The organism is Agromyces badenianii (assembly GCF_003070885.1).
GTDB lineage: Bacteria > Actinomycetota > Actinomycetes > Actinomycetales > Microbacteriaceae > Agromyces > Agromyces badenianii.
Genome location: NZ_CP028913.1, coordinates 2,683,959 through 2,707,533 on the forward strand (window position 1 = coordinate 2,683,959; position 23,575 = coordinate 2,707,533).

At 71.8% G+C, this 23,575-nt stretch carries 19 protein-coding genes; 10 read left to right on the forward strand and 9 right to left on the reverse strand.

Translation table 11 applies throughout. The features are described from left to right. Positions 1-119 precede the first annotated feature (119 nt). Positions 120-1,694, forward strand: a complete 1,575-nt coding sequence (locus tag DCE93_RS12675) for a molybdopterin-dependent oxidoreductase (protein WP_108596193.1) — start codon at positions 120-122, stop codon at positions 1,692-1,694. A 20-nt stretch (positions 1,695-1,714) separates the two neighbouring features. Here DCE93_RS12675 and DCE93_RS12680 read toward each other — a convergent pair whose 3' ends face one another. From DCE93_RS12680 to DCE93_RS12690, 3 genes are read right to left on the reverse strand one after another with little or no spacing between them, the layout of a single operon-like run. After that, positions 1,715-2,086 carry an HNH endonuclease gene (locus DCE93_RS12680; RefSeq protein WP_108596194.1) on the reverse strand — a complete coding sequence of 124 codons (372 nt, stop codon included), beginning with the start codon at positions 2,084-2,086 and terminating at the stop codon, positions 1,715-1,717. Positions 2,087-2,136: 50 nt separating this feature from the next. Then, positions 2,137-3,909 carry an amidase gene (locus tag DCE93_RS12685; RefSeq protein ID WP_108596195.1) on the reverse strand — a complete coding sequence of 591 codons (1,773 nt, stop codon included), beginning with the start codon at positions 3,907-3,909 and terminating at the stop codon, positions 2,137-2,139. Beyond that, positions 3,906-4,940 (reverse strand): agmatine deiminase family protein, encoded by a 1,035-nt coding sequence (locus tag DCE93_RS12690; RefSeq protein ID WP_108596777.1) that lies wholly within the window; start codon positions 4,938-4,940, stop codon positions 3,906-3,908. The genes DCE93_RS12685 and DCE93_RS12690 overlap by 4 nt, the downstream gene beginning before the upstream one ends. A gap of 104 nt (positions 4,941-5,044) precedes the next feature. Here DCE93_RS12690 and DCE93_RS12695 point away from each other — a divergent pair, with 104 nt between their 5' ends. From DCE93_RS12695 to DCE93_RS12705, 3 genes are all read left to right on the forward strand, one after another. After that, positions 5,045-5,746, forward strand: a complete 702-nt coding sequence (locus DCE93_RS12695; protein ID WP_108596196.1) for a TetR/AcrR family transcriptional regulator — start codon at positions 5,045-5,047, stop codon at positions 5,744-5,746. Positions 5,747-5,812: 66 nt separating this feature from the next. Then, positions 5,813-9,412, forward strand: a complete 3,600-nt coding sequence (locus DCE93_RS12700; protein ID WP_108596197.1) for a TM0106 family RecB-like putative nuclease — start codon at positions 5,813-5,815, stop codon at positions 9,410-9,412. A 67-nt stretch (positions 9,413-9,479) separates the two neighbouring features. After that, on the forward strand, positions 9,480-9,755 hold the full coding sequence (locus DCE93_RS12705) for a glutaredoxin family protein (RefSeq protein ID WP_108596198.1): 276 nt from the start codon (positions 9,480-9,482) through the stop codon (positions 9,753-9,755). A gap of 54 nt (positions 9,756-9,809) precedes the next feature. Here DCE93_RS12705 and DCE93_RS12710 read toward each other — a convergent pair whose 3' ends face one another. Further along, positions 9,810-10,808 (reverse strand): LLM class F420-dependent oxidoreductase, encoded by a 999-nt coding sequence (locus DCE93_RS12710; protein ID WP_108596199.1) that lies wholly within the window; start codon positions 10,806-10,808, stop codon positions 9,810-9,812. 98 nt (positions 10,809-10,906) lie between these two features. Here DCE93_RS12710 and DCE93_RS12715 point away from each other — a divergent pair, with 98 nt between their 5' ends. Then, entirely contained in the window at positions 10,907-11,251 is a 345-nt protein-coding gene (locus DCE93_RS12715) for a hypothetical protein (RefSeq protein WP_108596200.1), read from the forward strand. Positions 11,252-11,331: 80 nt separating this feature from the next. Here the strand turns inward: DCE93_RS12715 and DCE93_RS12720 are convergent, their stop codons facing one another. Continuing rightward, complete coding sequence (locus tag DCE93_RS12720) at positions 11,332-12,516, reverse strand: baeRF11 domain-containing protein (protein ID WP_146185005.1); 1,185 nt, start codon at positions 12,514-12,516, stop codon at positions 11,332-11,334. 220 nt (positions 12,517-12,736) lie between these two features. Between DCE93_RS12720 and DCE93_RS12725 the strand changes: the two genes are divergently transcribed. Together DCE93_RS12725 and DCE93_RS12730 are read left to right on the forward strand one after the other, a co-directional pair. Then, positions 12,737-13,792: an LLM class flavin-dependent oxidoreductase gene (locus DCE93_RS12725; protein ID WP_108596202.1), complete on the forward strand. Its 1,056-nt coding sequence runs from the start codon at positions 12,737-12,739 to the stop codon at positions 13,790-13,792. A gap of 127 nt (positions 13,793-13,919) precedes the next feature. Beyond that, complete coding sequence (locus tag DCE93_RS12730; RefSeq protein ID WP_108596203.1) at positions 13,920-15,671, forward strand: PHP domain-containing protein; 1,752 nt, start codon at positions 13,920-13,922, stop codon at positions 15,669-15,671. A gap of 141 nt (positions 15,672-15,812) precedes the next feature. Here the strand turns inward: DCE93_RS12730 and DCE93_RS14660 are convergent, their stop codons facing one another. After that, positions 15,813-15,974, reverse strand: a complete 162-nt coding sequence (locus DCE93_RS14660; protein ID WP_165906030.1) for a hypothetical protein — start codon at positions 15,972-15,974, stop codon at positions 15,813-15,815. A gap of 1 nt (position 15,975) precedes the next feature. Then, positions 15,976-16,419, reverse strand: a complete 444-nt coding sequence (locus DCE93_RS12735; RefSeq protein ID WP_235825148.1) for a DUF6325 family protein — start codon at positions 16,417-16,419, stop codon at positions 15,976-15,978. A 242-nt stretch (positions 16,420-16,661) separates the two neighbouring features. Here DCE93_RS12735 and DCE93_RS12740 point away from each other — a divergent pair, with 242 nt between their 5' ends. Beyond that, entirely contained in the window at positions 16,662-19,028 is a 2,367-nt protein-coding gene (locus DCE93_RS12740; protein WP_108596205.1) for an arylsulfatase, read from the forward strand. 43 nt (positions 19,029-19,071) lie between these two features. Here DCE93_RS12740 and DCE93_RS12745 read toward each other — a convergent pair whose 3' ends face one another. Then, positions 19,072-19,488 (reverse strand): transferase, encoded by a 417-nt coding sequence (locus tag DCE93_RS12745; protein WP_168186226.1) that lies wholly within the window; start codon positions 19,486-19,488, stop codon positions 19,072-19,074. 212 nt (positions 19,489-19,700) lie between these two features. Here DCE93_RS12745 and DCE93_RS12750 point away from each other — a divergent pair, with 212 nt between their 5' ends. Both DCE93_RS12750 and DCE93_RS12755 read left to right on the forward strand, forming a co-directional pair. After that, on the forward strand, positions 19,701-21,488 hold the full coding sequence (locus DCE93_RS12750) for an ABC transporter ATP-binding protein (RefSeq protein WP_108596207.1): 1,788 nt from the start codon (positions 19,701-19,703) through the stop codon (positions 21,486-21,488). Further along, positions 21,485-22,387: an energy-coupling factor transporter transmembrane component T family protein gene (locus DCE93_RS12755; RefSeq protein ID WP_108596208.1), complete on the forward strand. Its 903-nt coding sequence runs from the start codon at positions 21,485-21,487 to the stop codon at positions 22,385-22,387. Before DCE93_RS12750 ends, DCE93_RS12755 begins: the two co-directional genes overlap by 4 nt. A 112-nt stretch (positions 22,388-22,499) precedes the next feature. Here DCE93_RS12755 and DCE93_RS12760 read toward each other — a convergent pair whose 3' ends face one another. Then, positions 22,500-23,456, reverse strand: coding sequence for an FKBP-type peptidyl-prolyl cis-trans isomerase (locus DCE93_RS12760; protein ID WP_133411784.1), 957 nt, complete (start codon positions 23,454-23,456; stop codon positions 22,500-22,502). Positions 23,457-23,575 lie beyond the last annotated feature (119 nt).

Genomic DNA, 23,575 nt, shown 5'->3' on the forward strand with positions numbered 1-23,575 from the left:
GGCTGCTCCCCTCGTCGCGGGCGCGGGCCCGCGACTCACGATTCTGACACGCGGCGGTGACATCCGGGCGAGCGGATGCCGCTCCGGTCGCCGTCGTCCGACGAGCGTACGCTGTGCGCATGCCCGAGACGAGCGATCCCGCCCGCGGGTGGCTGCTGCCCGCGACGGCGGGCGCGGCATCCGTCGCCTTCGGCGCGGGCATCGGCGAACTCGCCGCGGCCGTGATCGCCCCGTCGTCGAGTCCGTTCGTGGTGGTCGGGGCGCTGCTCATCGACCTCGCGCCGCCGTGGGCGAAAGATGCCGCGATCGCGCTCTTCGGCACGGCCGACAAGGCCGCGCTGCTCGTGGGCATCGGCATCGTGCTGCTCGCCGTGGCGGGCTCGGCCGGCGTGCTCGAGGCACGGCGACCGCCGTGGGGCCAAGTGCTCATCGGAATCCTCGGCGTGGTCGGCGCCGTCGCCGCGTCGACCCGGGCGAACGCCCCGATGCTCGCGGTCGCCCCGTCGGCACTCGCGGCGATCGCGGCGGTGATCGCGCTGCGGCTGCTCGTGCTGCGGCTTTCGCCCTCGCCGACGCCGACGCCGACGCCGACGCCGCCGGGGTCGAGCGCGGAGCCGGCCCATGGCGTCGACCGCCGCCGCTTCCTCGGCTGGGCGGGCGGCGCCGTGGCGCTCGGCGCCCTCGCCGCGCTCGGCGGCTATGCACTGCAGGCGGGCTCCCGCGCGGTGACCGCGGTGCGCGACGCCATCACGCTGCCGAAGGCGGCGACCACCGCCACGGTGCCCGCGAGCGCCGAACTCGGCATCGACGGGCTCGCCCCGGTCGTCACCCCGAACGGCGAGTTCTACCGCATCGACACCGCACTCGCCGTGCCCGCGGTCGATCCGGCCGACTGGAGCCTCCGCATCCACGGCCTCGTCGATCGCGAGGTGACGCTGAGCTGGAACGAACTGCTCGCCCTCCCCCTCGAAGAGAGCATCACGACCCTCGCATGCGTCTCGAACGAGGTCGGCGGCGGGCTCATCGGCAACGCCGTGTGGCTCGGCTACCCGATCCGCGAGCTGCTCGCTCGCGCGTCGCCCGCGGCCGACGCCGACATGGTGCTCTCTCGCAGCGTCGACGGATTCACGGCGTCGACGCCGCTCGCCGTGCTGCAAGACGATCGCAACGCGATCCTCGCCGTCGGCATGAACGGCGCGCCGCTGCCCGCCGAGCACGGGTTCCCGGTGCGCATGGTCGTGCCCGGGCTCTACGGCTACGTCTCGGCGACCAAGTGGGTCGTCGACCTCGAGGTGACCCGGTTCGACGCGGCATCCGCCTACTGGACCGACCGCGGCTGGAGCGCGCGCGGGCCGATCAAGATCTCGTCGCGCATCGACGTGCCGCGCAGCGGCCAGTCGGTCTCCGCCGATTCCGCCGTGCTCGCGGGCGTCGCGTGGTACCAGCACGTCGGCATCGCGGCCGTCGAGGTGCAGATCGACGACGGCGACTGGCGCGCGGCCGAACTCGCGACGGCGATCTCGGACGACACGTGGGTGCAGTGGAGCTACCAGTGGTCGGATGCCTCGGCGGGCTCGCACACCGTGCGGGTGCGCGCCCTCGGCGCCGACGGCGAGGTGCAGACGGCGAAGCGACAGGGCGTCGTTCCCGACGGCGCCACGGGCCTGCACGAGATCACGGTCGAGGTGCGCTGAGCGCACCGCACCCGCGGCCGTCAGTCCGACGCGGCATCCGGAGCAGGGAACCGCAGGGCGAGCGCCACGCCGATCTCGCGGTGCCGCAGCAGGAAGGCGCGCTCGTCGAGTTGCTTCCGACGCAACCACGAGGTGACCTCGTCGTTGGACTTGCTCGCGTTGCACGATCCGCACGCGGGAACCACGTTGGCCAGTGTGTAGCGACCGCCGCGCGAGATCGGCTGCACGCAATCGCGCTGCAGCGGCCGATCGCTCGCACCGCAGTACGCGCACCCCTGCCATTCCGCCGCGAGCGCCGCCCACTGCTCGTCGCTGAGGTCGTGCGTGTGCTGCGCCATGCGACGCTTGCGCCGACGTGCGTAGACCGCCGTACGGCTCCGACTGACCGCCATGGCGTCAGACTAACCCGAGCAGCGCCGGGCGACCGGGCGCCGCGCCCCGCTCAGAGCGAGGGCGTGCGCGGCGGCGGAACGCGCCTCGCGGTCGGGGTCGGCAGAGCCTCGAACGCCGCAGCGAGCGCGAGCAGCGCCGAGTCGTCGTAGGCCCGTCCGGCGAAGGTGAGGCCAACGGGCATCCGGATGTCGCGCATGAGCCCCATCGGCACGGTGACGGTCGGGATGCCGAGGTGGCGCGGCACGAGGTTGCCGTTCGCGACCCAGACGCCGTTGCGCCAGCCGAGATCGGCGGAGGCCTCGTTCACGTCCATGTCGGCGGGGCCGACGTCGGCGACCGCCGGGAAGGCGACGGCGTCGAGGCCGAGCTCGTCCATCCACTGCTCGAGGTCGATGCGCCGCGTCTGCTCGAGTCCCTTCAGCCCCGCCTCGAGCTCGGGCATGTCGGCGAGGCCGGCATCCGGGTGCGCCCGCGCCCACTCGGGGTACTCGGCGATGTCGTCGTCGAAGCCCGTGTACCGGTCGGGCAGGGCGCCCTCGGGGTGCGGGAAGATGCGCGCACCGTCGACGTCGGCGAGCGCGTGCAGCGCGGGGTCGCCGTTCGCGTCGAGGAAGTCGTTCCACGCCCACGCCGAGAGGTCGACGATCTCGCGGCGCAGGTATTCGGGGTTCACGAGCCCGCGCGTCGCGATGGTCGGCTTTCCCGGCCGGTCGCCCTCGTAGTTCGAGACGACCGGGAAGTCGACGAGCACGACCTCGGCGCCCGCCCGCTCGAGGTCGCGGCGGGCCGCCTCCCAGAGCTCGATGACGGTCGCGCGGGTCTCGATGCGCTGCCCCGTCGAGCCGCCGATGCCGGGGGTGCGCCCGGGCAGGGCGGTGCCGGCCTCTGGGTCGGCGTTCACGTACATGCGCGGCACCCCGATGCGCGCACCCGCGAGCGGGGGCGCGTCGGACGCGGCATCCGTCACCGCACCCGTCGCCAGCGCCGTGTACGAGACCGGTCGAACAGCGGATGCCGCGGGCAGCTGGATCCACGGCTGCACCCGCCAGAAGTCGCCGCGCGTCTCGGTGTCGTCGGCGACGATCACGTCGAGCACCTCGAAGAGGTCGGCCATCGTGCGGGCGTGCGGCACGACGACATCCATCGTGGGCACGAGCGGCCAGTTGCCCCGCACCGAGATGACGCCCCGCGACGGCGTGTACGCGCAGAGCCCGTTGTTCGAGGCGGGCGCCCGACCCGACGACCAGGTCTCCTCGCCGAGGCCGAACGCCGCGAACGACGCCGCGGTCGCGGTGCCCGAGCCGTTCGACGAGCCCGAGCCGAACGCGGCGGTGAGGTAGTCGGCGTTGTACGGACTCTCGGCCCGGCCGTAGACGCCGCGCTGCATGCCGCCGTTCGCCATCGGCGGCATGTTCGTGAGCCCGAGGAGCACGGCGCCGCCCGCGCGCAGGCGCTCGATCGTGAAGGCATCCCGCTGGGCGACGAGGTGCTCGAACGCGGGCGAGCCCGCCGCCGCCGTGAGACCGCGTGCGAGGTAGCTGTCCTTCGCGGTGTACGGGATGCCGTCGAGCGGGCCGAGCACGCGCCCCGCGGCGCGACGCGCGTCGGAGGCACGCGCATCGGCGAGCGCCTCGGGGTTCGAGACGACGAGCGCGTTCAGGGCGGTCGCCGTGCCGGGCCGGTCGTACGCCGCGATGCGCGCGAGGTACGTCTCGACGAGACCGACGCTCGTCACCCGGCCCGACTCGAGCGCGCTGCGCAGCTCGGCGATCGACGCCTCGACGACGTCGAACGAGGTCGCGGGTCGGGGAGGCCGGCTCACGATCCCACCACGGGTTGCTGCTGGGTGATGCAGTGGATGCCGCCGCCGCGCGCGAAGATCGGCCGGGAGTCGACGGTGACGACCCGGCGCCCCGGGTAGACGGACTCGAGGATCTCGCGCGCCGCGGCATCCGCTCGCTCGTCGCCGAAGCCGCACGCGACGACGCCGTCGTTGACGACGAGATGGTTGACATAGCTCCAGTCGACGAAGCCCTCGTCGTCGCGAAGCGTCTCGGGCGCGGGTAACTCGACGATCTCGAAGCGGCGGCCCGCGGCATCCGTCGCCTGCGACAGCAGCGCGCGCAGCTCTCGCGTGACCTCGAAATCGGGGTGCTCGGGGTTGCCCTGCGCGTGCAGCAGCAGCGTGCCCGGCGACGGGATCGTCGCGACGATGTCGACGTGCCCGTTGGTGCCGAAGTCGTCGTAGTCGCGGGTGAGGCCGCGCGGCAGCCAGACGGCGTGGGTCGCACCGATCGTGCGCGCGAGCTCGGCCTCGACGCGCGCCCGGTCGGCGTAGGGGTTGCGACGCGGGTCGAGCTGCACGGTCTCGGTGACGAGCACCGTGCCCTCGCCGTCGACGTGGATGCCGCCGCCCTCGTTCACGAGCATCGAGCTCACGAGCTCGGCGCCGACCCGGTCGGCGACGAAGCGGGCGATCTCGGCCGACTTGCGCCACTCCGCCCACGCGGGAGCGCCCCAGCCGTTGAAGATCCAGTCGACCGCGCCGAGCACGCCGGGGCGCTCGTCGTCGACGACGAAGGTGGGGCCGAAGTCGCGCATCCAGAACTCGTCGAGGGGTGCTTCGACGAGCTCGATCTCGGAGCCGAGCATGCGCCGGGCGCGCTCGATCTCGCTCGGGTCGACGACCATCGCGACGGGCTCGAACTCGGCGACCGCGTGGGCGACCGCGGTCCACGTCGCGTAGCCCTCCTCGCGCTCGGCGGCCCCATCGCCGAGGGTGACGCCCTCACGGGGGAACGCCATCCAGGTGCGCTCGTGCGGTGCGGTCTCTGCGGGCATGCGCCAGCTCATGCGTTCCTCCTGGTTGCCGGACTCGGGCGCCACGCGGCATCCATCGTCTTTTTATTGATCGGGTGATCAACAACACTGCCGAAACTACATAGACTGGGCACACCATGTCAAGACCCGAGCGCACGACCGAGCGCAAGAAGACCGAGCGCACAGGCGATTCGGCCCCGGCCGAGCGCACGACCGAGCGCAAGAAGACCGAGCGCAAGAGCCCGGCAGAGCGTTCCACCGAGATCGCGGATGCCGCGCGGTCGCTCGCGCTCGACGAGGGCCTGTCGGCCATCACGCTGCGGGCCGTCGCCGCCCGCATCGACGTGGCGCCGGCACTCGTCGCCCACTACCAGCCGAGCATGGAGGCGCTCGTCGCCGCGACGTTCGACGCCATCGTGGGAGCGGAGATCGACGAGGTCGTCGCCCTGCTCGCCGCGCAGTCGACGCAGCGCGCCCGGCTCGCCGCCCTGCTCGAGACCCTGCTCGACGGCACCCGCGACGACGTCACGGTCGTATGGGTCGAGTCGTGGGTGCTCGGCCGGCGCAACGACGCCCTCGCGGCGAGCGTGCGCGAGCAGATGGACGCGTGGCGAAGGGTCATCCGCAACATCGTCGACGACGGGGTCGCGGCGGGCGAGTTCGAAACGGATGACGCGGCATCCGTCGCCTGGCAACTGCTCGGCATGATCGACGGGCTGAATGCGCACGCGCTCGTGCACTGGGAGGACTCCGGCCACCGCGGCTCACGCCTGAACCACGCCGTCGAGGGCATGCTCGGGCTGCGCCGCGGGGCGCTCGCCGCGACAGCCGCCGACTGAGACGTCGCGCACCTCGATGTCGGCGGCCGCCGCTACGGTGAGAGCCAGACGGCGAAAGGGGCCCGGATGTATCTGGTCGACGGTTCGGTCGTCACGAGCGCGAGCGATCTGAAGAAGGCGTCCGAGTGCGAGTTCGCCTTCCTGCGTGCGCTCGACGCGAAACTCGGCCGCATCGAGCGCGTGCCCGACCCCGAAGACGCGATGCTCGAGCGCTCGGGCCGCATGGGCGACGCGCACGAGCACCGTGTGCTCGAGGCGTACCGCGCGGCGCTCGGCGACGGCGTCGTCGAGATCGAGCGCCCCGATGTGCGCGACCAGGCCGCGGTCGCGGCGGCGGTCGAGGCCACGCAAGCGGCCTTCACGGCGGGGGCGCCGGTCGTCTTCCAGGCGACGTTCGCCGACGAGGGCTTCATCGGCTTCGCCGACTTCATCGTGCGCCAGCCCGACGGCCGCTACCTCGTGCAAGACTCCAAGCTCGCGCGCCGAGCTCGGGTCACGGCACTGCTCCAGCTCGCCGCGTACGCCGAGCAGCTGCAGCGCATGGGCGTGCCCTGCGCCGACACCGTCGAGCTGCTGCTCGGCGACGGTTCGACGAGCGTGCACCGTCTCGACGACATCGCACCCGTCTACCGGCTGCGCCGCGAGCGGCTCGAGCTGATCGTCGCCGAGCGGCTCGCCGAGGCGGGCCCGGTCGAGTGGGGCGATCCGCGGTACTCCCTCGACGGGCGATGCCCGACGTGCGACCTCGAGGTGCAGGGTCACCGCGACGTGCTGCTCGTCGCCGGGCTGCGGGTCACCCAGCGCGCCGCCCTCTTCGAGGCGGGCATCACGACGATCGACGCGCTCGCGGCATCCGTCGGCCCGGTGCCCGGCGTGCTCGACGCCACGATCGACAACCTGCGGATGCAGGCGCGTCTGCAGCTCGAGGCCGAAGCGGCCGAGGCGGCGGCGGATGCCTCGGGGCTCCGGTCGCCCGACGACCCGCCGCTGCCCCCGCCGGTCGTCGTGCGCGACGCCGCGTCGCTCGCCGCGATCCCCGAGCCCGACGCCGGCGACCTCTTCTTCGACTTCGAGGGCGACCCGCTCTACACCGAGGGCGCCGCCGAAGACTGGGGCCTCGACTACCTCTTCGGCATGGTCGACACCGCCGAGCAGTTCACGCCGCTCTGGGCGCACTCATTCGCCGAAGAGCGGGTGGCGCTCGAGCGCTTCCTCGACCTCGTGGCACTGCGCCGGGCCGCCCATCCGAACATGCACATCTACCACTACGCGAGCTACGAGCGCACGCACCTGCTCGCGATGGCCGCCCGGCACGGCGTCGGCGAAGCCGCGGTCGACCAGTTGCTCTCCGACGGCGTCTTCGTCGACCTCTACCCGATCGTGAAGCGCGCGGTGCGCGTCGGCAGCCGCTCGTACTCGATCAAGAAGCTCGAACCGCTCTACATGGGCACCGAGCTGCGCGAGGCCGATGTGAAGTCGGGCGGCGACTCGATCCTCGAGTACGTGCGGGCCCGTGAGCTCGCGGCCACCGGCGAGACCGATCCCGTCACCGGCCTCTCCGGCACCGCGGCCGCGCAGCACGTGCTCGACGACCTCGCCGACTACAACCGCTACGACTGCGTCTCGACACTGCGACTGCGCGACTGGCTGCTCGGCCTCGCCCGGAGCGCCGGCGTCGAACCCGTGCCCGAGTCCCTCATCGTCGAGGCGGCGAAGGCCGCGGGCAAGATCTACGAGCCCACGCCGCTCGCGCGCCACCTGCAGGCCGTCGCCGGCCCGCCCGACGATCCCGACCGCGACGCCGACCACACCGCCCTGGCGCTCGCTGCGGCCGCCATCGACTACCACGACCGTGAGGCGAAGAGCTTCTGGTGGTCGCACTACTTCCGCATCGAGCAGCCGCTCGAGGCGTGGGAAGACCACCGCGACGTGCTCGTGGTCGACCCCGCGGCATCCGCCGTGGTGCAGCGCTGGTACCGCGAAGACCACCATCGCGTCGACCGACGGCACGTGCTGCTGCGCGGCCGCATCGCGCCCGGGTCGCGCTTCGGCGTCGGCGGCGAGCCGATCGCACTCTACGAACCGCCGGCGCCGTTTCCGAGCAACTCGCTGCGGCCGGGGTCGCGTGCGTGGCATTCGGTGCGGGTGCTCGAGGTGCTCGACGACGGGGTGCTCATCGAAGAGACCGCGGTCGCCGGTGTCACCTGGCACGAGCTGCCCTTCGCCATCGCGCCGGGCATGCCGCCGCAGGCCGGGCGACAGCAGGGCGCGATCCTCGAGTGGGCACAGCGCGTCGACCGCGCCTTCCCGCGCTGGCCGGCGAACCCCGCCGTCGACGTGCTGCGACGCATCCCGCCGCGCACCCGCAGCGGCAGCGGACTCATGCCGCTCGGGCCCGACCACGACTACGTCGCGGCCGTCACCGCGTCGCTCCGCGACCTCGACGACTCCTACCTCGCGGTGCAGGGCCCGCCCGGCACCGGCAAGACCTATCTCGCCTCGCACGTCATCACCGAACTCGTGAGCCGGCACGCCTGGAAGATCGGCGTCGTCGCCCAGTCGCACGCCGTGGTCGAGAACGTGCTCGACGCCGTCGTAGCGGCCCGCCTCGACCCCGAGCTCGTCGCGAAGGCACCGAAAGACCCGAAAGAGCCCGGCGACCACGAGTACACCCTCATCGCGAAGAACGGCGTGGCCGACTACACCGCCGCGCACCAGTCTTCGGGCTACGTGATCGGCGGCACCGCCTGGGACTTCTCGAACGAGAGCCGGGTGCCACGCGGTTCGCTCGACCTGCTCGTCATCGACGAGGCCGGGCAGTTCTCGCTCGCCTCGACGATCGCCGCATCGGTCGGCGCGCGCAACCTGCTGCTGCTCGGCGATCCGCAGCAGCTGCCGCAGGTGAGCCAGGGCAACCACCCCGAGCCCATCGACACCTCGGCCCTCGGCTGGATCACCGACGGCCACGACGTGCTGCCGGCCGAGTTCGGCTACTTCCTCGCCGAGAGTCGTCGCATGCACCCCGCGATCGCCCGCCCGGTGTCGCGCCTCTCGTACGAGGGCGAACTGCATTCCCACCCGGTGGCCTCGCAGCGCGCGCTCGACGGCGTCGCACCCGGGCTCACCGCGCTGCCGATCGAGCACGAGGGAAACACGACTTCGTCACCCGAAGAGGCGCTGGCCGTCGTCGACCTGGCGATCTCGCTGCTCGGGCGCGACTGGGTGGAGTCCGCCGGGTCGACGGATGCCGCGGCATCTGCTCGCTCACGGCCGCTCGCGCAGCGCGACCTCATCGTCGTGACGCCGTACAACGCGCAGCTCACCGTCGTGCGCGCAGCGCTCGACGCCGCCGGGCTCACCGAGGTGCCCGTCGGCACCGTCGACAAGTTCCAGGGGCAGGAGGCCGTGGTCGCGATCGTCTCGCTCGCGGCGTCATCGGCGGCGGCGGCACCCCGCGGCGTCGAGTTCCTGCTGCTCAAGAACCGCCTGAACGTGGCGATCTCACGGGCGAAGTGGGCGGCATACCTGCTCTACTCGCCGGGGCTGCTCGACGCGCTGCCCTACACGCCCGAGGGCGTGGCGCAGCTCAGCGCGTTCATCCGGCTCGTCGGCGCACCGGCCGTCGCCTCGGCGGCCAGCCCGCCGGGCGCGCTCGTCAGCCGCTGAGCTTCGACACGAGGCCGAGGGAACGACCCTGGGAATACTGCACAGGGTATGCACGTAGGTTCTTCATATGACAACCCCTGCATCCGACCTGAACCCTGCCCGCGTCACGATGTACGGCGCCGAGTGGTGCATCGACTGCCGCCGCTCGAAGGCGCTGCTCGACCGCCGCGGCGTCGACTACGACTACGTCGACCTCGAGACCGTGATCGACGGCGCCGACCGCGCCAAGGCGATCAGCGGCCGCACGCAGATCCCGGTGGTGGTCTTTCCCGACGGCACGCACTTCACCGAGCCGAGCGATGCAGAACTCGCGGCGAAGCTCGACGAGGCCGTCGCCGCATAGGCAGCACGCCGGCGTCACCCGGCGCGCGATCGGTTGGCAGCACTCGCACCGCGACTACCGCAGCGCGGGAATGACCTCCGCCGCGAAGAGCTCGAGCCCCGAACGGTCGTAGGCCGCCTCGGGGAAGTAGTGGATCGCGTAGCCGAGACCGAGCTCGCGTCGCTCGGCGAGCTTCGCGACGACCTGCGAGGGGGTGCCGACGGCCGCGTTCGGTGCGTGGAAGTCGGCGAGGTACGCGGCGGTCTTCTCGGGACCGAGGAACGGCGCGACCCGCGCCTCGATGACGTCGAGGCGCCGCGCGACATCCGCCTCGTCGACACCGACGACCGTGTTGAAGTTCGACGAACGCGTGATCGCCTCGAAGTCGGTGCCGAGGTTCTCGCAGTGCGCGCGCAGCACCTCGCTCTTGTGGGTGAACTCCTCGGGGGTACCGGTGAAGTTCGTGTACGAGGCGTACTTCGCCGCGATGCGGAGGGTCACCTTCTCGCCGCCGCCGGCGATCCAGAAGGGGATGCCGCCCGGCTGCACCGGTTGGGGCTGCACGACGGCCCCGTCGACCTGGTAGTACGCGCCGTCGAGCGTCGCCGAACCGGTGGACCAGGCCTGGTGCATGATCTCGACGCCCTCGCGCAGCCGCCCGAGGCGCTCGGGGATCGACGGGAACCCGTAGCCGTAGGCGCGCCACTCGTGCTCGTACCAGCCGCCGCCGATGCCCATCTCGAGGCGGCCGCCCGACACGATGTCGACGGTCGCCGCGACCTTGGCGAGGTAGGCGGGATTGCGGTAGCCCATGCACGTGCACATCTGGCCGAGCCGCACGCGCGTGGTCGAGGCGGCGTAGGCCGCCATCAGGCTCCACGCCTCGTGGGTCGCCTCGGTTGACGAGGGGGTGGGCACGGTGTGGAAGTGGTCGTAGACCCAGATCGATTCCCACGGCGAGTCGGGCGCATCGGCGTGCTCGGCGAGCGAGCGCATCGTCTGCCAGTGCTCGGCCGGCTCGATGCCGACGAGGTCGTGACGCCAGCCCTGTGGAACGAACATTCCGAATCGCATGCGATCAGCCTATGGGCGGGCCGAGGCGTTCCCGTGCGCGCCGACTCTCAGTGTCACCCCTGACGCAGACTCGCGCCCGAGCGCGTATCTTCACCCGAATGAGCGACCAGCCGTCCTGTGAATACTCCGCTTCGGACTTCGAGGCGCGCGTCAGCGAGGGCGGCGGGATCCGGATCATCCAGGTCACGGGATGGGGACGCTGCCCGAGCGCCGGCTGGAGGCTCGGCCTCGTCGCCGCCAACCCGGGCGTCGTGCCGCACCCCGAGAGCCTCTGGCTCGAGATCCGCGAGACGCCGCCACGCGGCGAACGAGCCCGAGTGCGCACCCAGACGCCCATCGAGGCGATCATCGAGGACTCCCGCGCGCAGCGGATCGTCGTGCGGTTGCAGGGACGCGAGGGCTTCGTGATTCCCCTGCGCGACCGCGTCGGCTCGATGCGCTGAGCGCCGGCGTGGGCGCCCGGCCGGGCGCCGGTCGGCAGCCGGCGTGGGCGTAGCGGAGTTCGGCAACCGGGCGCCGGCCGCTACGCCAGCGCGAAGCGGAGTTCGGCCATCGCCGGCCCCGACCAGACGGTGCCGTCGAGATCGGCGCTGCGCACCGTGACGACCTTGCCGCCCTTCGACATGACGAGCAGCGCGAGCTGCGGCAGCAGGTCGCCGGCGTGCGTCCCGTCGCTGAGCCGCTCCTCGGCGCCGTGCCCGCTCGCGAACTCGATCGCGCCCGACTCACGGTCGAGCGTGCCGTTCACCGACGTCGTGAAGTCGAACCAGAACACCTCGACCGCGCCGTCGGCCGCCTCGCGGGCGATCGCCGCGAGATCGCGTTCGACGCGGCCCGCGGTGCCCTCGGTGAGTTCGCGCAAGGCTCCGTCGGCCTCGTCGATGTTGAGCCGGCCGAGCTGTTCGCGCAGCGCCTCGTCGATCTCGGCCGCACCGAGCCGGTCGGGGGCCCCGGCGACCGCAACGAGCCTGCGGCCGTTGCGAACGCGATCGATGAAGAGGCTGAGCAGCGGCTCGGCGGCGAAGACGAAGAGCGGCACGCGGTCGTCGGGGTCGCGTCGCATGAGTTCCTGGCGGGTGGCGTCGGCGACCCGTTTCGCGTAGAGCTCCGAGAAGCCCTTGCGGCGTTCGTCGCCGCTGACCCCGCGATCGCCGTGCTTGCCGCCCCGCGGCTTGTCGTCGTTCTCGGGGTCGCGGTTGATGGCGTCGTCGAGGCTCTTGTCGTGCGACTCGTCGACGTCGAGGGGCACGGCCCGATCGGTCGGCGTCGCGTGCCACAGCGTCCACTCGTTGGCCGAGAGGGTGAGGGCGAAGGCCTCCTGGTCTTGGCTCGGCGCGCGCAGCAGTTGGCCGAGCGTGAAGTGCGATCCGACGTGCACGGCGTCGTCGAGCTGGTTCGGCAGCACGAACACCTCGCTGAAGCCGGGCGCGACGAAGATCGCGATCGACCGGGCGAGCCCGGCCCACAGCTGCTGGTCGCCGATCACCGCGTCGCGCTCGCGGCGGAGCGCCTCGAGTTCGGCGTTCGGGGCGCCCGAGGCCTTGACCAGCTCGATCGCCTCGTCGAACGAGCTCTTCACCGCGACCTCGGCACGCTCCCGCTCGCTCACGACCGGAGAGGTCGACGCGTAGATCGTGATCGCCGGATGATGCGCACCCGCCAACACGGTGAAATCTGCCGCAGTGGGCAATGCGTAATGTACGGTCATCGTTCCTCCCCCAAGGTCGCGCGACGACGGTGTCGCTGCACCCAGCCTATGAAGACGGAGGCGCGAGCGACACCCCCAAGCTCAGCCGACGGGATGGTTCGCCAAGAGGCGGGCCGAGGGGGTGGGCGAGGGCGACGATCGCCTCGATCACGTTTGCAGCCGATCGTCGCGCGATGTCGAATCCGGAATACGGCGCCCCTCTGCCTGGTTTCCGAAAGGGATGACTCCTTCACCCCGCCTCTCCGTGCTCGACCTCATTCCGGTGCGCAGCGGCCAGACGAGCACGGGCGCGCTCGCGGCATCCGTGCGCCTCGCCCAGGTGGCCGACCGGCTCGGCTTCACGCGCTACTGGTTCGCCGAGCACCACAACATGCCGTCGGTCGCGTCGACGACGCCGCCGGTGCTGATCGCCGCGATCGCGGCGAAGACCGAGCGCATCAGAGTCGGCTCGGGCGGGGTCATGCTGCCGAACCACGCCCCGCTCGTCGTGGCCGAGCAGTTCGCGGCACTCGAGGCGTTCGCGCCCGGCCGCATCGACCTCGGCATCGGCCGAGCTCCCGGCAGCGATCCCGTCATCACGCAGCTGCTGCGCATCTCCGGACCGACGGCCGACGTCGACCGCTTCCCCGACCACATCGCCGACATCCTCTCGCTGCTCTCCCCCGACGGCGCATCGCTGCGCCTCACGAGCGGCCGCGAGTACGCGATCACGGCCACGCCCGCGGCGACGGGGGTGCCGACGCTCTGGCTGCTCGGCTCGAGCGACTACTCGGCGAAGCTGGCAGCCTCGCTCGGCCTGCCGTACGTCTTCGCCAACCACTTCTCGGGCGACGGCCTCGAGCGGGCGCTCGAGCTCTACCGCACCGAGTACCAGCCGAGCGAGGCGCACCCCGCGCCCGAGACGTTCCTCACCGTCAACGCCTCGGTCGCGCCGACGGTCGAAGAGGCCCGCGCGAGGGCGCTGCCCCAACTGCACTCGATGGCACGGCTCCGCACCAACCGGCCGATGCGACCGCTCGAGACCGTCGAAGAGGCGCTCGCCGCGCCCACGGACTCGATCGGCGACGAGATCATCGCCGCGATGGAGCGACGCTGGATCATCGCGGATGCCGCGAGCGCCGCCGCCGAGCTGCGCGCGCTCGCCGCTCGCCACGGCATCGACGAGGTCATGCTCGCGCCGATCAGCGGCTCATACGACGGCGAGCCGGCCGACGCGACGCCCGGTCGGGAGCAGACACTCGAGCTGCTCGCGGGCGAGCTGCTGCCCGCCGAGTAGCGTTCGCTCGGATCCGTTCGAGCGACGGACCACCACGTGCTGTGCGACGTCAACCCGGCGTTCGCCGGTGCGACATCTGCGGTGCCTACGGTACGGGCAATACCCCCACAACCGAAGGACCGACCACATGTGCGACAACACCGGAGCCGACTGCTCCCAACCCCACGACGCCGACGCCGAACTCGCGCGACTCGGATTCTCACGCCGCAGCATGCTCCGCACGGCGGGCATCGCCCTCGCCGCCGGAGCCGTCGTCAGCGCCGAGGTGATCGGTGCTCCCGCCGCCACGGCGAGCGTTCCGAGCCGCAACAAGGGCGATGACGCCCAGCTCACCTGGCTGGTCGGCGACCACCACGTGCACACCCAGTACAGCCACGACGCGAAGTACCGAGTCGCCCAGCAGCTCGATGCCGCCCAGCGCTACGGCGTCGACTGGCTCGCCTTCACCGAGCACAGCAACTTCGCACACGGCGACAAGGGCGTGTTCGCGGAGCTCGAGCAGATCCAGCAGGAACGCGACAGCCGCCAGCTGCTGATCTTCCAGGGCCTCGAATGGTACATCCCGGCCGCCGAGCACGGCTCGGTGCTCATCGCCCCCGGGCCCGAGTCGGCCCGCGTGCTGCGCGCCTTCGAACTGGCGTGGGACGGCAGGCTCAACCGCTGGGAGCGACCCGCGAATGCCGCCCAGGCCGCCGAGTGGGAGCGCCGCGCCGCCGAGGCCATCGCCTGGCTCGGCGCCCAGAAGCGCAGCGGCGTCATCGAAGACGCCGTCGTGCTCGCGAACCACCCGCTGCGACTCGGCATCGATTCGCCGCACGAGCTGCGCGCCTGGCGCGACGCCGACCCCGAGATCATGGTGGGCATGGAGGGCGCGCCGGGTGCGCAGGGCTGCGCGATCAGCCAGAACACGAGCCCCGGCGACCAGCGCGGCGAGTACGTCAACTCGCCTCGCGCCGACAGCTGGCCGGGCTTCCCCGCCGACGCCTACCGCCCGTATGGCGGCTTCGACTGGGCGACGGCGACGGTCGGCGGCCTCTGGGACGCGATGCTGGCCGAGGGCAAGCCCTTCTGGATCACGTCGAACTCCGACAACCACCTCACCGTGAAGGACACCTGGGCCATCGGCGCCTACCCCGCGGGTGAACCGTACTCGAACCTGTCGAGCGAGTTCGACAAGTGGTCGGTGCTCGGCAAGCGCCCCGACCCCGTCGACACCGGCGTGCCCCAGGGCGGCAGCGACTTCTGGCCGGGCCAGTTCTCGCGTCTGCACACGGGCGTCACCACGCGCAGCTACGGCGGCGTGCTCGAGGCGATGCGCCGCGGCCGCATGTGGGTCGACCACGGGCACCTCCTGCAGGGCTTCGACGTGCGCGTGCAGGCCACCATGCCGGGCAAGGGTCGCGGCCGCGGCAACGGCAACGGCCACGGCTGGGGCAACGCCGCCGGCATCGGCGCGACGCTCGGCGGACGGGTCGAGGCCCGACGCGGTCAAGACGTCGAGGTGACCATCACCGTCACGGCGACGGACTACGCGAACTCCGCCGGCATCCGGCCGCAGCTCGCGCACGTCGACGTCATCGCCGGACCGGTCACCGGACCCTCGGCCGATCCCGACGCCGTCCGCGCGCCCGAGACCCGGGTGGTCAAGCAGTTCGACACCACGACGCGAGGGGGCACCTACACCCTGACGTACGTCTTCGAAGACGTCGACCGCCCGTTCTACGTGCGATTCCGCGGCAGCGACGGCAAGCGTCATGGCGCCGGCTACCACGGTGCTGCCGTCGACCCCGCCGGCCCGCTGCGGCACGGCAACGGCGAGGGCGACCCGTGGCAGGACACCTGGTTCTACGCGAACCCGGTCTTCGTCGACGTGCGCTGAGTCGGGAGGGAGCGGAGCGCGCGGGGTCGTGCTCCGCTCCCTTCCACTCACCGACACCGCCGACTTCGAGGGCGCCGAGAGAGGTCTCATCGGCGCCCTCGTTCCGGTGGTCGTGCCGGAGCGGGAGCCGTCGACGTGCCGCTAGATGCGGCGGCGGCGGCCGGGCGTGATCGCAGCGCCGACCACGGCGGCCTTCGCGACCGGGGCGGGGCCCGGACGCACGGCCGCGCCGACGACGGCCGCCCGCGCGACCGGCGCACCGACCACGCCGACGCGTCCCACTCGTGCAGCTCTCAACGGCATGTCATGCTCCTCTTCCCTCGGGGGTGTCATCGGCCTCGAGCGAGGCGATGATCGCCTGGATGGGGATGCGCCCGCTCGCGACCAACTGCCCGCCCGCACGCCGCGCCGCGGCCGCGAACGGCGCCGCCCAGAGGTTCTCGTACACGAGCACGCCGGCGACGCTGCCCGGCTCCATCGCGTTCGCGAGCCGGTCCACGTCTTCTGCGGCGAGCAGTTCGGCGAGTTCGGTCTCGAGCTCGACGAGCGGGCCGAGGTCGCCGATGTCGGCGAGTTCGGCCGCTTCGACCGAGCCGTCGTCATCCTTCGTCAGCACGATCGCGTCGATGAGCCGGATCGTGCCGGCCTCCACGAGACGCACGAGTTCCTCGCCGATCTCGCCGGTGAAGTCCGCCTGCTCGGCGGGGAACTCGATGACCAGATAGTCGACCGGTCCGAGTTCGTCCACTGCCCGCTCCGTCATCTCGCACCCCGATCCGTGGCCGGGCGACCGAGTGTCGCGCCTCTCGCCAGCCTCAGAGTCGTCGCACGAGGCGCGGCTCGCATCATGCGATCTGCGTGATTCGGCATCGCATGCGATTCGGTACCGTGACCCGGTGTCACCCGCTGACCTCGTCGGCCGTGGCGACTGACGCCGCACCCGCACCGACATCGACTGACGCCGAACCCGCACCGACATGGGGGAATGTCATGAATCCAGATCGCCACGCCCGCTCCATGCTCCCGATTCCGGATCTGCCGGCGCCGGGGCTCACGACCTATGACGCGAAGGATCCCGACACGGCGTATCCGCCGATCGAGCCGCTGCTGCCGCCCGAGGGCGCACCGAATGTGTTGATCGTGCTGATCGATGACACCGGGTTCGGCGCGTCGAGCGCGTTCGGCGGCCCCTGCGCCACGCCGAATGCCGAGAAGCTCGCGGCCGGGGGCTTGAAGTACAACCGCTTCCACACCACCGCGTTGTGTGCGCCGACCCGGCAGGCGATGCTGACCGGGCGCAATCACCACTCGGTCGGCATGGGCAGCATCACCGAGAGTGCGACGTCGGCGCCGGGCAACAGCTCGTTGCGGCCGAACACGAAGGCGCCGCTGGCGATGACGTTGAAGCTCAACGGGTACTCGACGGCGCAGTTCGGCAAGTGCCACGAGGTGCCGGTGTGGCAGGCGTCGCCCATGGGTCCGTTCGACGCGTGGCCGTCGGGCGGCGGCGGCTTCGAGACGTTCTACGGCTTCATCGGCGGTGAGAACAACCAGTGGGATCCCGCGCTCTATAACGGTACGACTCCGGTCGAGCCGCCGGCGACGCCCGAGGAGGGCTACCACCTGACCGAAGACCTCGCCGACCATGCCGTGAGCTGGATCCGCAGCCAGAAGGCGTTGATGCCCGATAAGCCGTTCTTCGTCTACTTCGCGCCCGGCGCCACGCACGCGCCGCACCATGTGCCGAAGGAGTGGGCTGACAAGTACCGGGGCGCCTTCGCCGACGGCTGGGACGTGCAGCGCGAGCGCACCTTCGCCCGGCAGAAGGAGATGGGCGTCATTCCCGCCGACGCGGAGCTGACCGCGCGGCACGCCGAGATCCCGGCGTGGGACGACATGCCCGACGACCTGAAGCCGGTGCTCGAGCGTGAGATGGAGGTCTACGCCGGGTTCCTCGAGCACACCGACCACCACGTCGGCCGGGTGATCGACGCGATCGACGACCTCGGGGCGCTCGAGAACACCCTGATCTACTACATCATCGGCGACAACGGGGCATCCGCTGAAGGCACCCTGAACGGCGCGTTCAACGAGATGGCGAACTTCAACGGCATGGCCGCGCTCGAGACGCCCGAGTTCATGCGCTCGAAGATGGACGAGTTCGGCACGCCGAGCTCGTACAACCACTACGCGGTCGGCTGGGCCCACGCGATGGACACCCCGTTCCAGTGGACCAAGCAGGTCGCCTCGCACTGGGGCGGCACCCGCAACGGCACCATCGTGCACTGGCCCGCGGGCATCACGGAGCAGGGCGGGCTGCGCAGCCAGTTCACGCACTGCATCGACGTCGCCCCCACCATCCTCGAAGCCGCCGGCCTGCCCGAGCCCACCATGGTCAACGGCGTGCTCCAGTCACCGATGGAGGGCACCTCCATGCTCTACAGCTTCAGGGAGCCGGATGCGCCTGAGCGGCACGAGCTGCAGTACTTCGAGATGTTCGGCAACCGCGGTCTCTACTTCAAGGGCTGGAGCGCGGTGACCAAGCACCGCACACCGTGGGTGCTGGTCGGCGGCACGATCCCGGCGTTCGATGACGACGTGTGGGAGCTCTACGACGGCAGCACCGACTACAGCCAGGCGCGCGATCTCGCCGCCGAGCACCCTGACAAGCTCCACGAACTGCAGCGGCTCTGGTTGATCGAGGCGGTCAAGTACGACGTGCTGCCGATCGACGATCGCACCGCTGAACGACTCAACCCCGACCTGGCGGGCAGACCGACCCTCATCCACGGGAACTCGCAGCAGTTCTTCCCGGGAATGGGGCGGCTCTCGGAGAACAGCGTGGTGAGTATCAAGAACAAGTCGTTCTCGGTCACCGCTGAAGTCGACGTGCCGGAGGGCGGGGCCAACGGCGTCATCATCGCCCAGGGCGGCCGCTTCGGCGGATGGAGCGTCTACCTGACCGGCGGCGCGGCGAAGTTCGTCTACAACGTGCTCGGCATCCAGGAGTTCGCCATCGAGGCCGACCGGCTGGTGCCGGCAGGAACACACCAGGTGCGCGTCGAGTTCGCCTACGACGGCGGCGGCCTCGGCAAGGGCGGCGACGTCACGCTCTACTACGACGGCGACGCCGTCGGCACGGGCCGTGTCGGCGCCACCCAGGCGCTGATCTTCTCCGCCGACGAGACCACCGATGTGGGGTACGAATCCGGTACCGCAGTGAGCCCCGACTACACCCCGCGAAGCAGCAGGTTCACGGGCCGCATCAACTGGGTGCAGATCGACCTCGGCGACGATGACCACGACCACCTGATCGATCCCGACGAGCGCATGCGCATCGCCATGGCGCGCCAATAGCTCACCGTCCGGCCGGTACTGCCGGCCGGACAGTCGATTCGGCTCAGGCGGCGAGGCCGAGCCGGCGCAGGTCGTCGCTCGACGCGCGGTACTCATCGCCGTCGGCGATGGTGTGCTCGCGCGGCACGCGCGCGCCGTTCTGCACCTTCGCGTCGCGCCCGATGGTGGCATACGGGCCGACGACGGCATTGCGACCGACGACGGCGCGACGGCCGACATGCGCGTTCACGCCCACGACGGCGCGCTCGGCGACGATCGCCTCGCCTTCCACCCAGCCGCCCGGGCCGATCCGCGCGCCGCGCTGCACCTCGGCACCCGGGTCGACATAGGCCGTCGGATCGACGAACGCGGTCGGGTCGACCTTGGCGGTCGTGGCGACGAGGCCCCGGCCGTTCACGTGCTTGCGGTAGCGACGCAGGATCCCGGCTTCGTCCTCGAACTCGACATAGCTGATTCCCACGTTCTCCTCCTCCCGGTGCGGTGGCTCCACACCCGAACACTGATACAACATCGCAGCTGACCGGGGAATTCCCGCGCTGCCGAACCGGCGAGGGGTCGCGGTTCGCCGCACCCCGACGGCGGCGTCGCAGCGGCCGAGGTTAGGCTGTCCTCAGCACTACGGATGCCGCGTCGCGGGCCGTCCGCCGACCATGATTCCGCCCAGGCCCAGCCATGCCCCACGTACCGCTCCTCGAGCTCGACCGCGTGAGCATCCGCCACGAGGGCGCTGAACGGGCCACGCCGGTCGACGTGTCGTTCGAGGTCGCGCGCGGCGAGGTCGTGCTGATCCTCGGCCCGAGCGGATGCGGCAAGTCGACGCTCACCCTCGCGCTCGACGGGCTCGTCCCCCACGCCGTGCCCGCGGCGCTCGAGGGCACCGTGCGCATCGCCGGCCTCGACACGCGCGAACACCCCGTCGGCGTGCTCAGCGAGCACGTCGGCATGGTCTTCCAAGACCCCGACGCCCAGATCGTCACCGGCACGGTGCTCGACGAAGTGTGTTTCGCGCCCGAGAACCAGCTCGTCGAGGCATCCGAGGTGCTCGAACGCGCCGAGCGGGCGCTGAAGCTCGTCGGCCTCTGGGACCGCCGCGCCGAGAACCCCGACACGCTCTCGGGCGGCGGGCGGCAACGCCTCGCCATCGCGTGCGCGCTCGCCATGTCGGCGCCCGTGCTCGTGCTCGACGAGCCGACCGCGAACCTCGACCCGGCCGGCATCGACGAGGTCTACGCCGTGCTGCGCGAACTCGCGAGCGACCGCGACCACGCGGTGGTGCTCGTCGAGCACAACCTCGACGCGGCCGTCGACCTCGTCGACCGGGTGATCGTGCTCGACGCCGACGGCCGGCTCGTCATCGACGGCCCCGCCCGCGAGACCCTGCGCGACCGCGCCGACGAGCTCGTCGCCCTCGGCGTCTGGCTGCCGGTGTCGACGCTCGCCGCGCTGCGACTGCGCGACGCCGGCGTCGTGCTCGAGCCGCTCCCCCTCTCGCCCGCCGAGCTCGCCGCGGCGCTCGACGCCCAGCCGAGCCTGCCGGCGCCGCTCAGCGCATCCTCGCCCGTGCGCTCGACGGCCCTGTCGCCGCGGCCGACACTCGCGACCGGCGGCCAGACCGGCACCGCCACCGGCGGGCACGCCGTCGCCGGTGAGCACGCCATCCGGGCACGGGCGCTCTCGGTGCGACGCGGCGGGCGACGCGGCCCGGTCGTGATCGAGGGGGTCGACCTCGAGGTGGCGCGAGCCGACTTCCTCGCGATCGTCGGCACGAACGGCGCCGGAAAGACCTCGCTGCTGCAGGCACTCGCCGGAGTGATCCCCGCGCCTCCCGGAACCGTCGACGTGCTCGGCGTCGACCCCGCGCGCTGCGATGCCGGCGAGCGCGCCCGGCGCATCGGCTTCGTCTTCCAGAACCCCGAGCACCAGTTCATCGCGCCGACGGTCGCCGAAGAGCTCGCCCAGAGCCTGCAGCTGCACGGGGCCGGCGATGTCGAGCCGCGAGTCGGGGCGATGCTGCGGCGGTTCGGACTCGAGGCGCTGCGCGACCAGCATCCGTTCCTGCTGTCGGGCGGCCAGAAGCGACGCCTCTCCGTCGGCACCGCGCTCATCGCCGGTGCGCCGGTGCTCGCCCTCGACGAGCCGACGTTCGGGCAGGACCGCGCCCGCGCCTCCGAGCTGCTCGACATGCTGCGCACCCTCAACGACGACGGCACCACGGTGCTGGTCGTCACCCACGACCTGCAGCTCGTCGCCGACTACGCCAGCCACATCGCCGTCATGGGCGACGGGCGGCTGCTCGGCGTCGGCCCCGCCGGCGAGGTGCTCGCCGGCCCCCTCATCGAGCAGTCGGGCCTGCGGCATCCGCCCCTCGCCCGGGCGACCCGCGGACTGCAGCGCCACCCCGACTGGCACACGGTGACACGGATGTCGCAGCTGCCCGTCTCCTCCAAGGGCGACTCGTGAGCGGGGTCGGCGCGGGCGGCGCGGGCCCCGCCACCGGCACCAGCACCGGCCCCACCACTGGCAACGCCACCGGCACCGGGTCGACGGTCGCCCTCGACCCCTTCGCCGAGCATCGCGCGCGGCGACCCGCCCGCTTCCTGTACGCGCTGAACCCGCTGGCCAAACTCGCGGCACCGCTGCCGGTCATGGTGCTCGTCGTGTTCAGCCGGGGCATCGCGGTGCCGCTCGCATTCACCGTCTTCGCGGCCGCGGTGCTGCTCGTCGGCGCCCGGCTGCCGGGGCGAGCCGTCGCAGCGCTGCTCCTCGGCACTCCCGTCGCCGCGCTCGTGCTCGGCGTGACGTTCGGCGTGTGGATCGATCCGGCGAGCGTGGCGGGCGAGCCCGCGGCATCCATCGCCCTGATCTCGATCGGCGACTGGAGCTTCACGCTCGCCGCCTACCTCACGGGGCTCGCGACGGGCCTGCGCATCCTCGCGATCCTGCTGCTCTCGCTCATCGCCGGCGTCACGTCGACCGGGCCCGAGTTCGTGCGCTCGATGGTGCAGAACCTGCGGGTGCCGTATCGCCTCGGCTACACGGCCCTCGCGGCGCTGCGGTTCGTGCCGAGGTTCGGCCACGAGCTCGAGATCATCAGGGCCGCCCACCGGGTGCGCGGCACCGATGCCGGGCGCGGTCCCGTCGCGGCGGTGCGGCGAGCGCTCGGCTACACGGTGCCGCTGCTCGCCTCGGCGATCCGGCACGCGGAGCGGGTCGCCCTCGCGATGGACGCCCGCGCCTTCGGCGCCCACCGCACGCGCACCGAGCGGCACCTGTCTCCGTGGCGGGCGCGCGACACGGTGTTCGTCGTGTGCTTCCTCGCGGCGACCGCGCTCATCGCGTGGCTGACCTGGGGGCGTTGAGCCGGCCCCTCCACGCGTGCCTCCAGCTCGCTGCTCCCCCGCCCGCGCGGGATGCCGCACCGGGAACGACGAAGGGCCCGACGGCATGCCGTCGGGCCCTTCGAGCAGTTCGCTATTCGGCTGCTTCGGTGCTCTCGATCTCGACGAGGAACACGAGGGTCTGCCCGCCGAGCTCGTGCGACCCGGCATCCGTGCCGTACGCGTACTCCGGCGGAATCGTCACGATGAGCTTCGTGCCGACCTTCTGGCCGACGAGTGCAGCACCGAAGCCCTGGATGACCCCATCGGTCGTGAACGTCGCCGGGTTGCCGCCGTAGCTCTGGTCGAAGATCTCGCCGGTGTTCCAGCTGGTGCCCTGGTACTGCACGGTGACGCTGTCGCCGGTCTGCACCTCGGCGCCGTCGCCCTCTTCGAGCACCTTCATCTGCAGCTCGGTCGACGGCTCGGTGTCGGGCAGGGTCACCGTGGGCGCTTCGCCTTCGGCCCCGAACTTCACCTCGGGCACGTCTTCGGTCCACTCGGCGGGCTCGAGGGGCTCCTGCTCCTCGACGACGTCGATGACGATGACGACCGTCTCGCCGGCGGCCACGCCGATGGTCTCATTGCCGGTGTCGCCGTAGAGCGTCGCCGCGGGCGCGACGGTCACGGTGCGCGAGCCCACGGGCACGCAGTCGATGCCGGCACGGAACGACTCGAAGACCTGCTCGTCGCCGACCTTGATCGTGGTGGGCTGCGAGAAGAGCGTCTCGCCGCTCGCGCCCGAGAACGCGGTGACGACGACGTTCATCGGGTCGCCCGCCGCCGTCGTGTCGCCGTCGCCCTCGATCGCGATCGTGCGCTCGAGCTCGTCGGCTTCGAGCGGGGTCGTGAAGGTGGCGCTCGGCGAACCCGCGAACTCGCCCTCGACCGTCACACCGTCGCTAAGTTCGCCGGACTCCACCTCCATGCACGCGGCGGCCGAGGGGGTCTCGGATGCCTCGGGGTCTGGGCCGCCGGAGCAACCGGCGAGAAGCAGGGCGGCCGCCGAGGCGAGCGCGATGGGCGCGGCGCGGCGCAGGGCACGGGTCATGGCAGGACGTCTCGATTCGATCGTGAGCTGTGTGGTTCCAGTGTGCACCGTTCTGCTTTCGATTGCCTGAGTCCGGCACCGGATTCCCGCCGCGACCACCGGAATCCGCCCGATCCGGG

Excerpts from the sequence above, each read along its gene's own strand:
- DCE93_RS12750 (WP_108596207.1), top strand. The coding sequence starts at position 19,701 with ATGCCCCACGTACCGCTCCTCGAGCTCGACCGCGTGAGCATCCGCCAC.
- DCE93_RS12680 (WP_108596194.1), bottom strand. The coding sequence starts at position 2,086 with ATGGCGGTCAGTCGGAGCCGTACGGCGGTCTACGCACGTCGGCGCAAG.
- DCE93_RS12675 (WP_108596193.1), top strand. The coding sequence starts at position 120 with ATGCCCGAGACGAGCGATCCCGCCCGCGGGTGGCTGCTGCCCGCGACG.
- DCE93_RS12710 (WP_108596199.1), bottom strand. The coding sequence starts at position 10,808 with ATGCGATTCGGAATGTTCGTTCCACAGGGCTGGCGTCACGACCTCGTC.
- DCE93_RS14660 (WP_165906030.1), bottom strand. The coding sequence starts at position 15,974 with ATGCCGTTGAGAGCTGCACGAGTGGGACGCGTCGGCGTGGTCGGTGCG.
- DCE93_RS12740 (WP_108596205.1), top strand. The coding sequence starts at position 16,662 with ATGAATCCAGATCGCCACGCCCGCTCCATGCTCCCGATTCCGGATCTG.
- DCE93_RS12720 (WP_146185005.1), bottom strand. The coding sequence starts at position 12,516 with ATGACCGTACATTACGCATTGCCCACTGCGGCAGATTTCACCGTGTTG.
- DCE93_RS12700 (WP_108596197.1), top strand. The coding sequence starts at position 5,813 with ATGTATCTGGTCGACGGTTCGGTCGTCACGAGCGCGAGCGATCTGAAG.
- DCE93_RS12760 (WP_133411784.1), bottom strand. The coding sequence starts at position 23,456 with ATGACCCGTGCCCTGCGCCGCGCCGCGCCCATCGCGCTCGCCTCGGCG.
- DCE93_RS12690 (WP_108596777.1), bottom strand. The coding sequence starts at position 4,940 with ATGAGCTGGCGCATGCCCGCAGAGACCGCACCGCACGAGCGCACCTGG.
- DCE93_RS12730 (WP_108596203.1), top strand. The coding sequence starts at position 13,920 with ATGTGCGACAACACCGGAGCCGACTGCTCCCAACCCCACGACGCCGAC.
- DCE93_RS12725 (WP_108596202.1), top strand. The coding sequence starts at position 12,737 with ATGACTCCTTCACCCCGCCTCTCCGTGCTCGACCTCATTCCGGTGCGC.
- DCE93_RS12705 (WP_108596198.1), top strand. The coding sequence starts at position 9,480 with ATGACAACCCCTGCATCCGACCTGAACCCTGCCCGCGTCACGATGTAC.
- DCE93_RS12695 (WP_108596196.1), top strand. The coding sequence starts at position 5,045 with ATGTCAAGACCCGAGCGCACGACCGAGCGCAAGAAGACCGAGCGCACA.
- DCE93_RS12715 (WP_108596200.1), top strand. The coding sequence starts at position 10,907 with ATGAGCGACCAGCCGTCCTGTGAATACTCCGCTTCGGACTTCGAGGCG.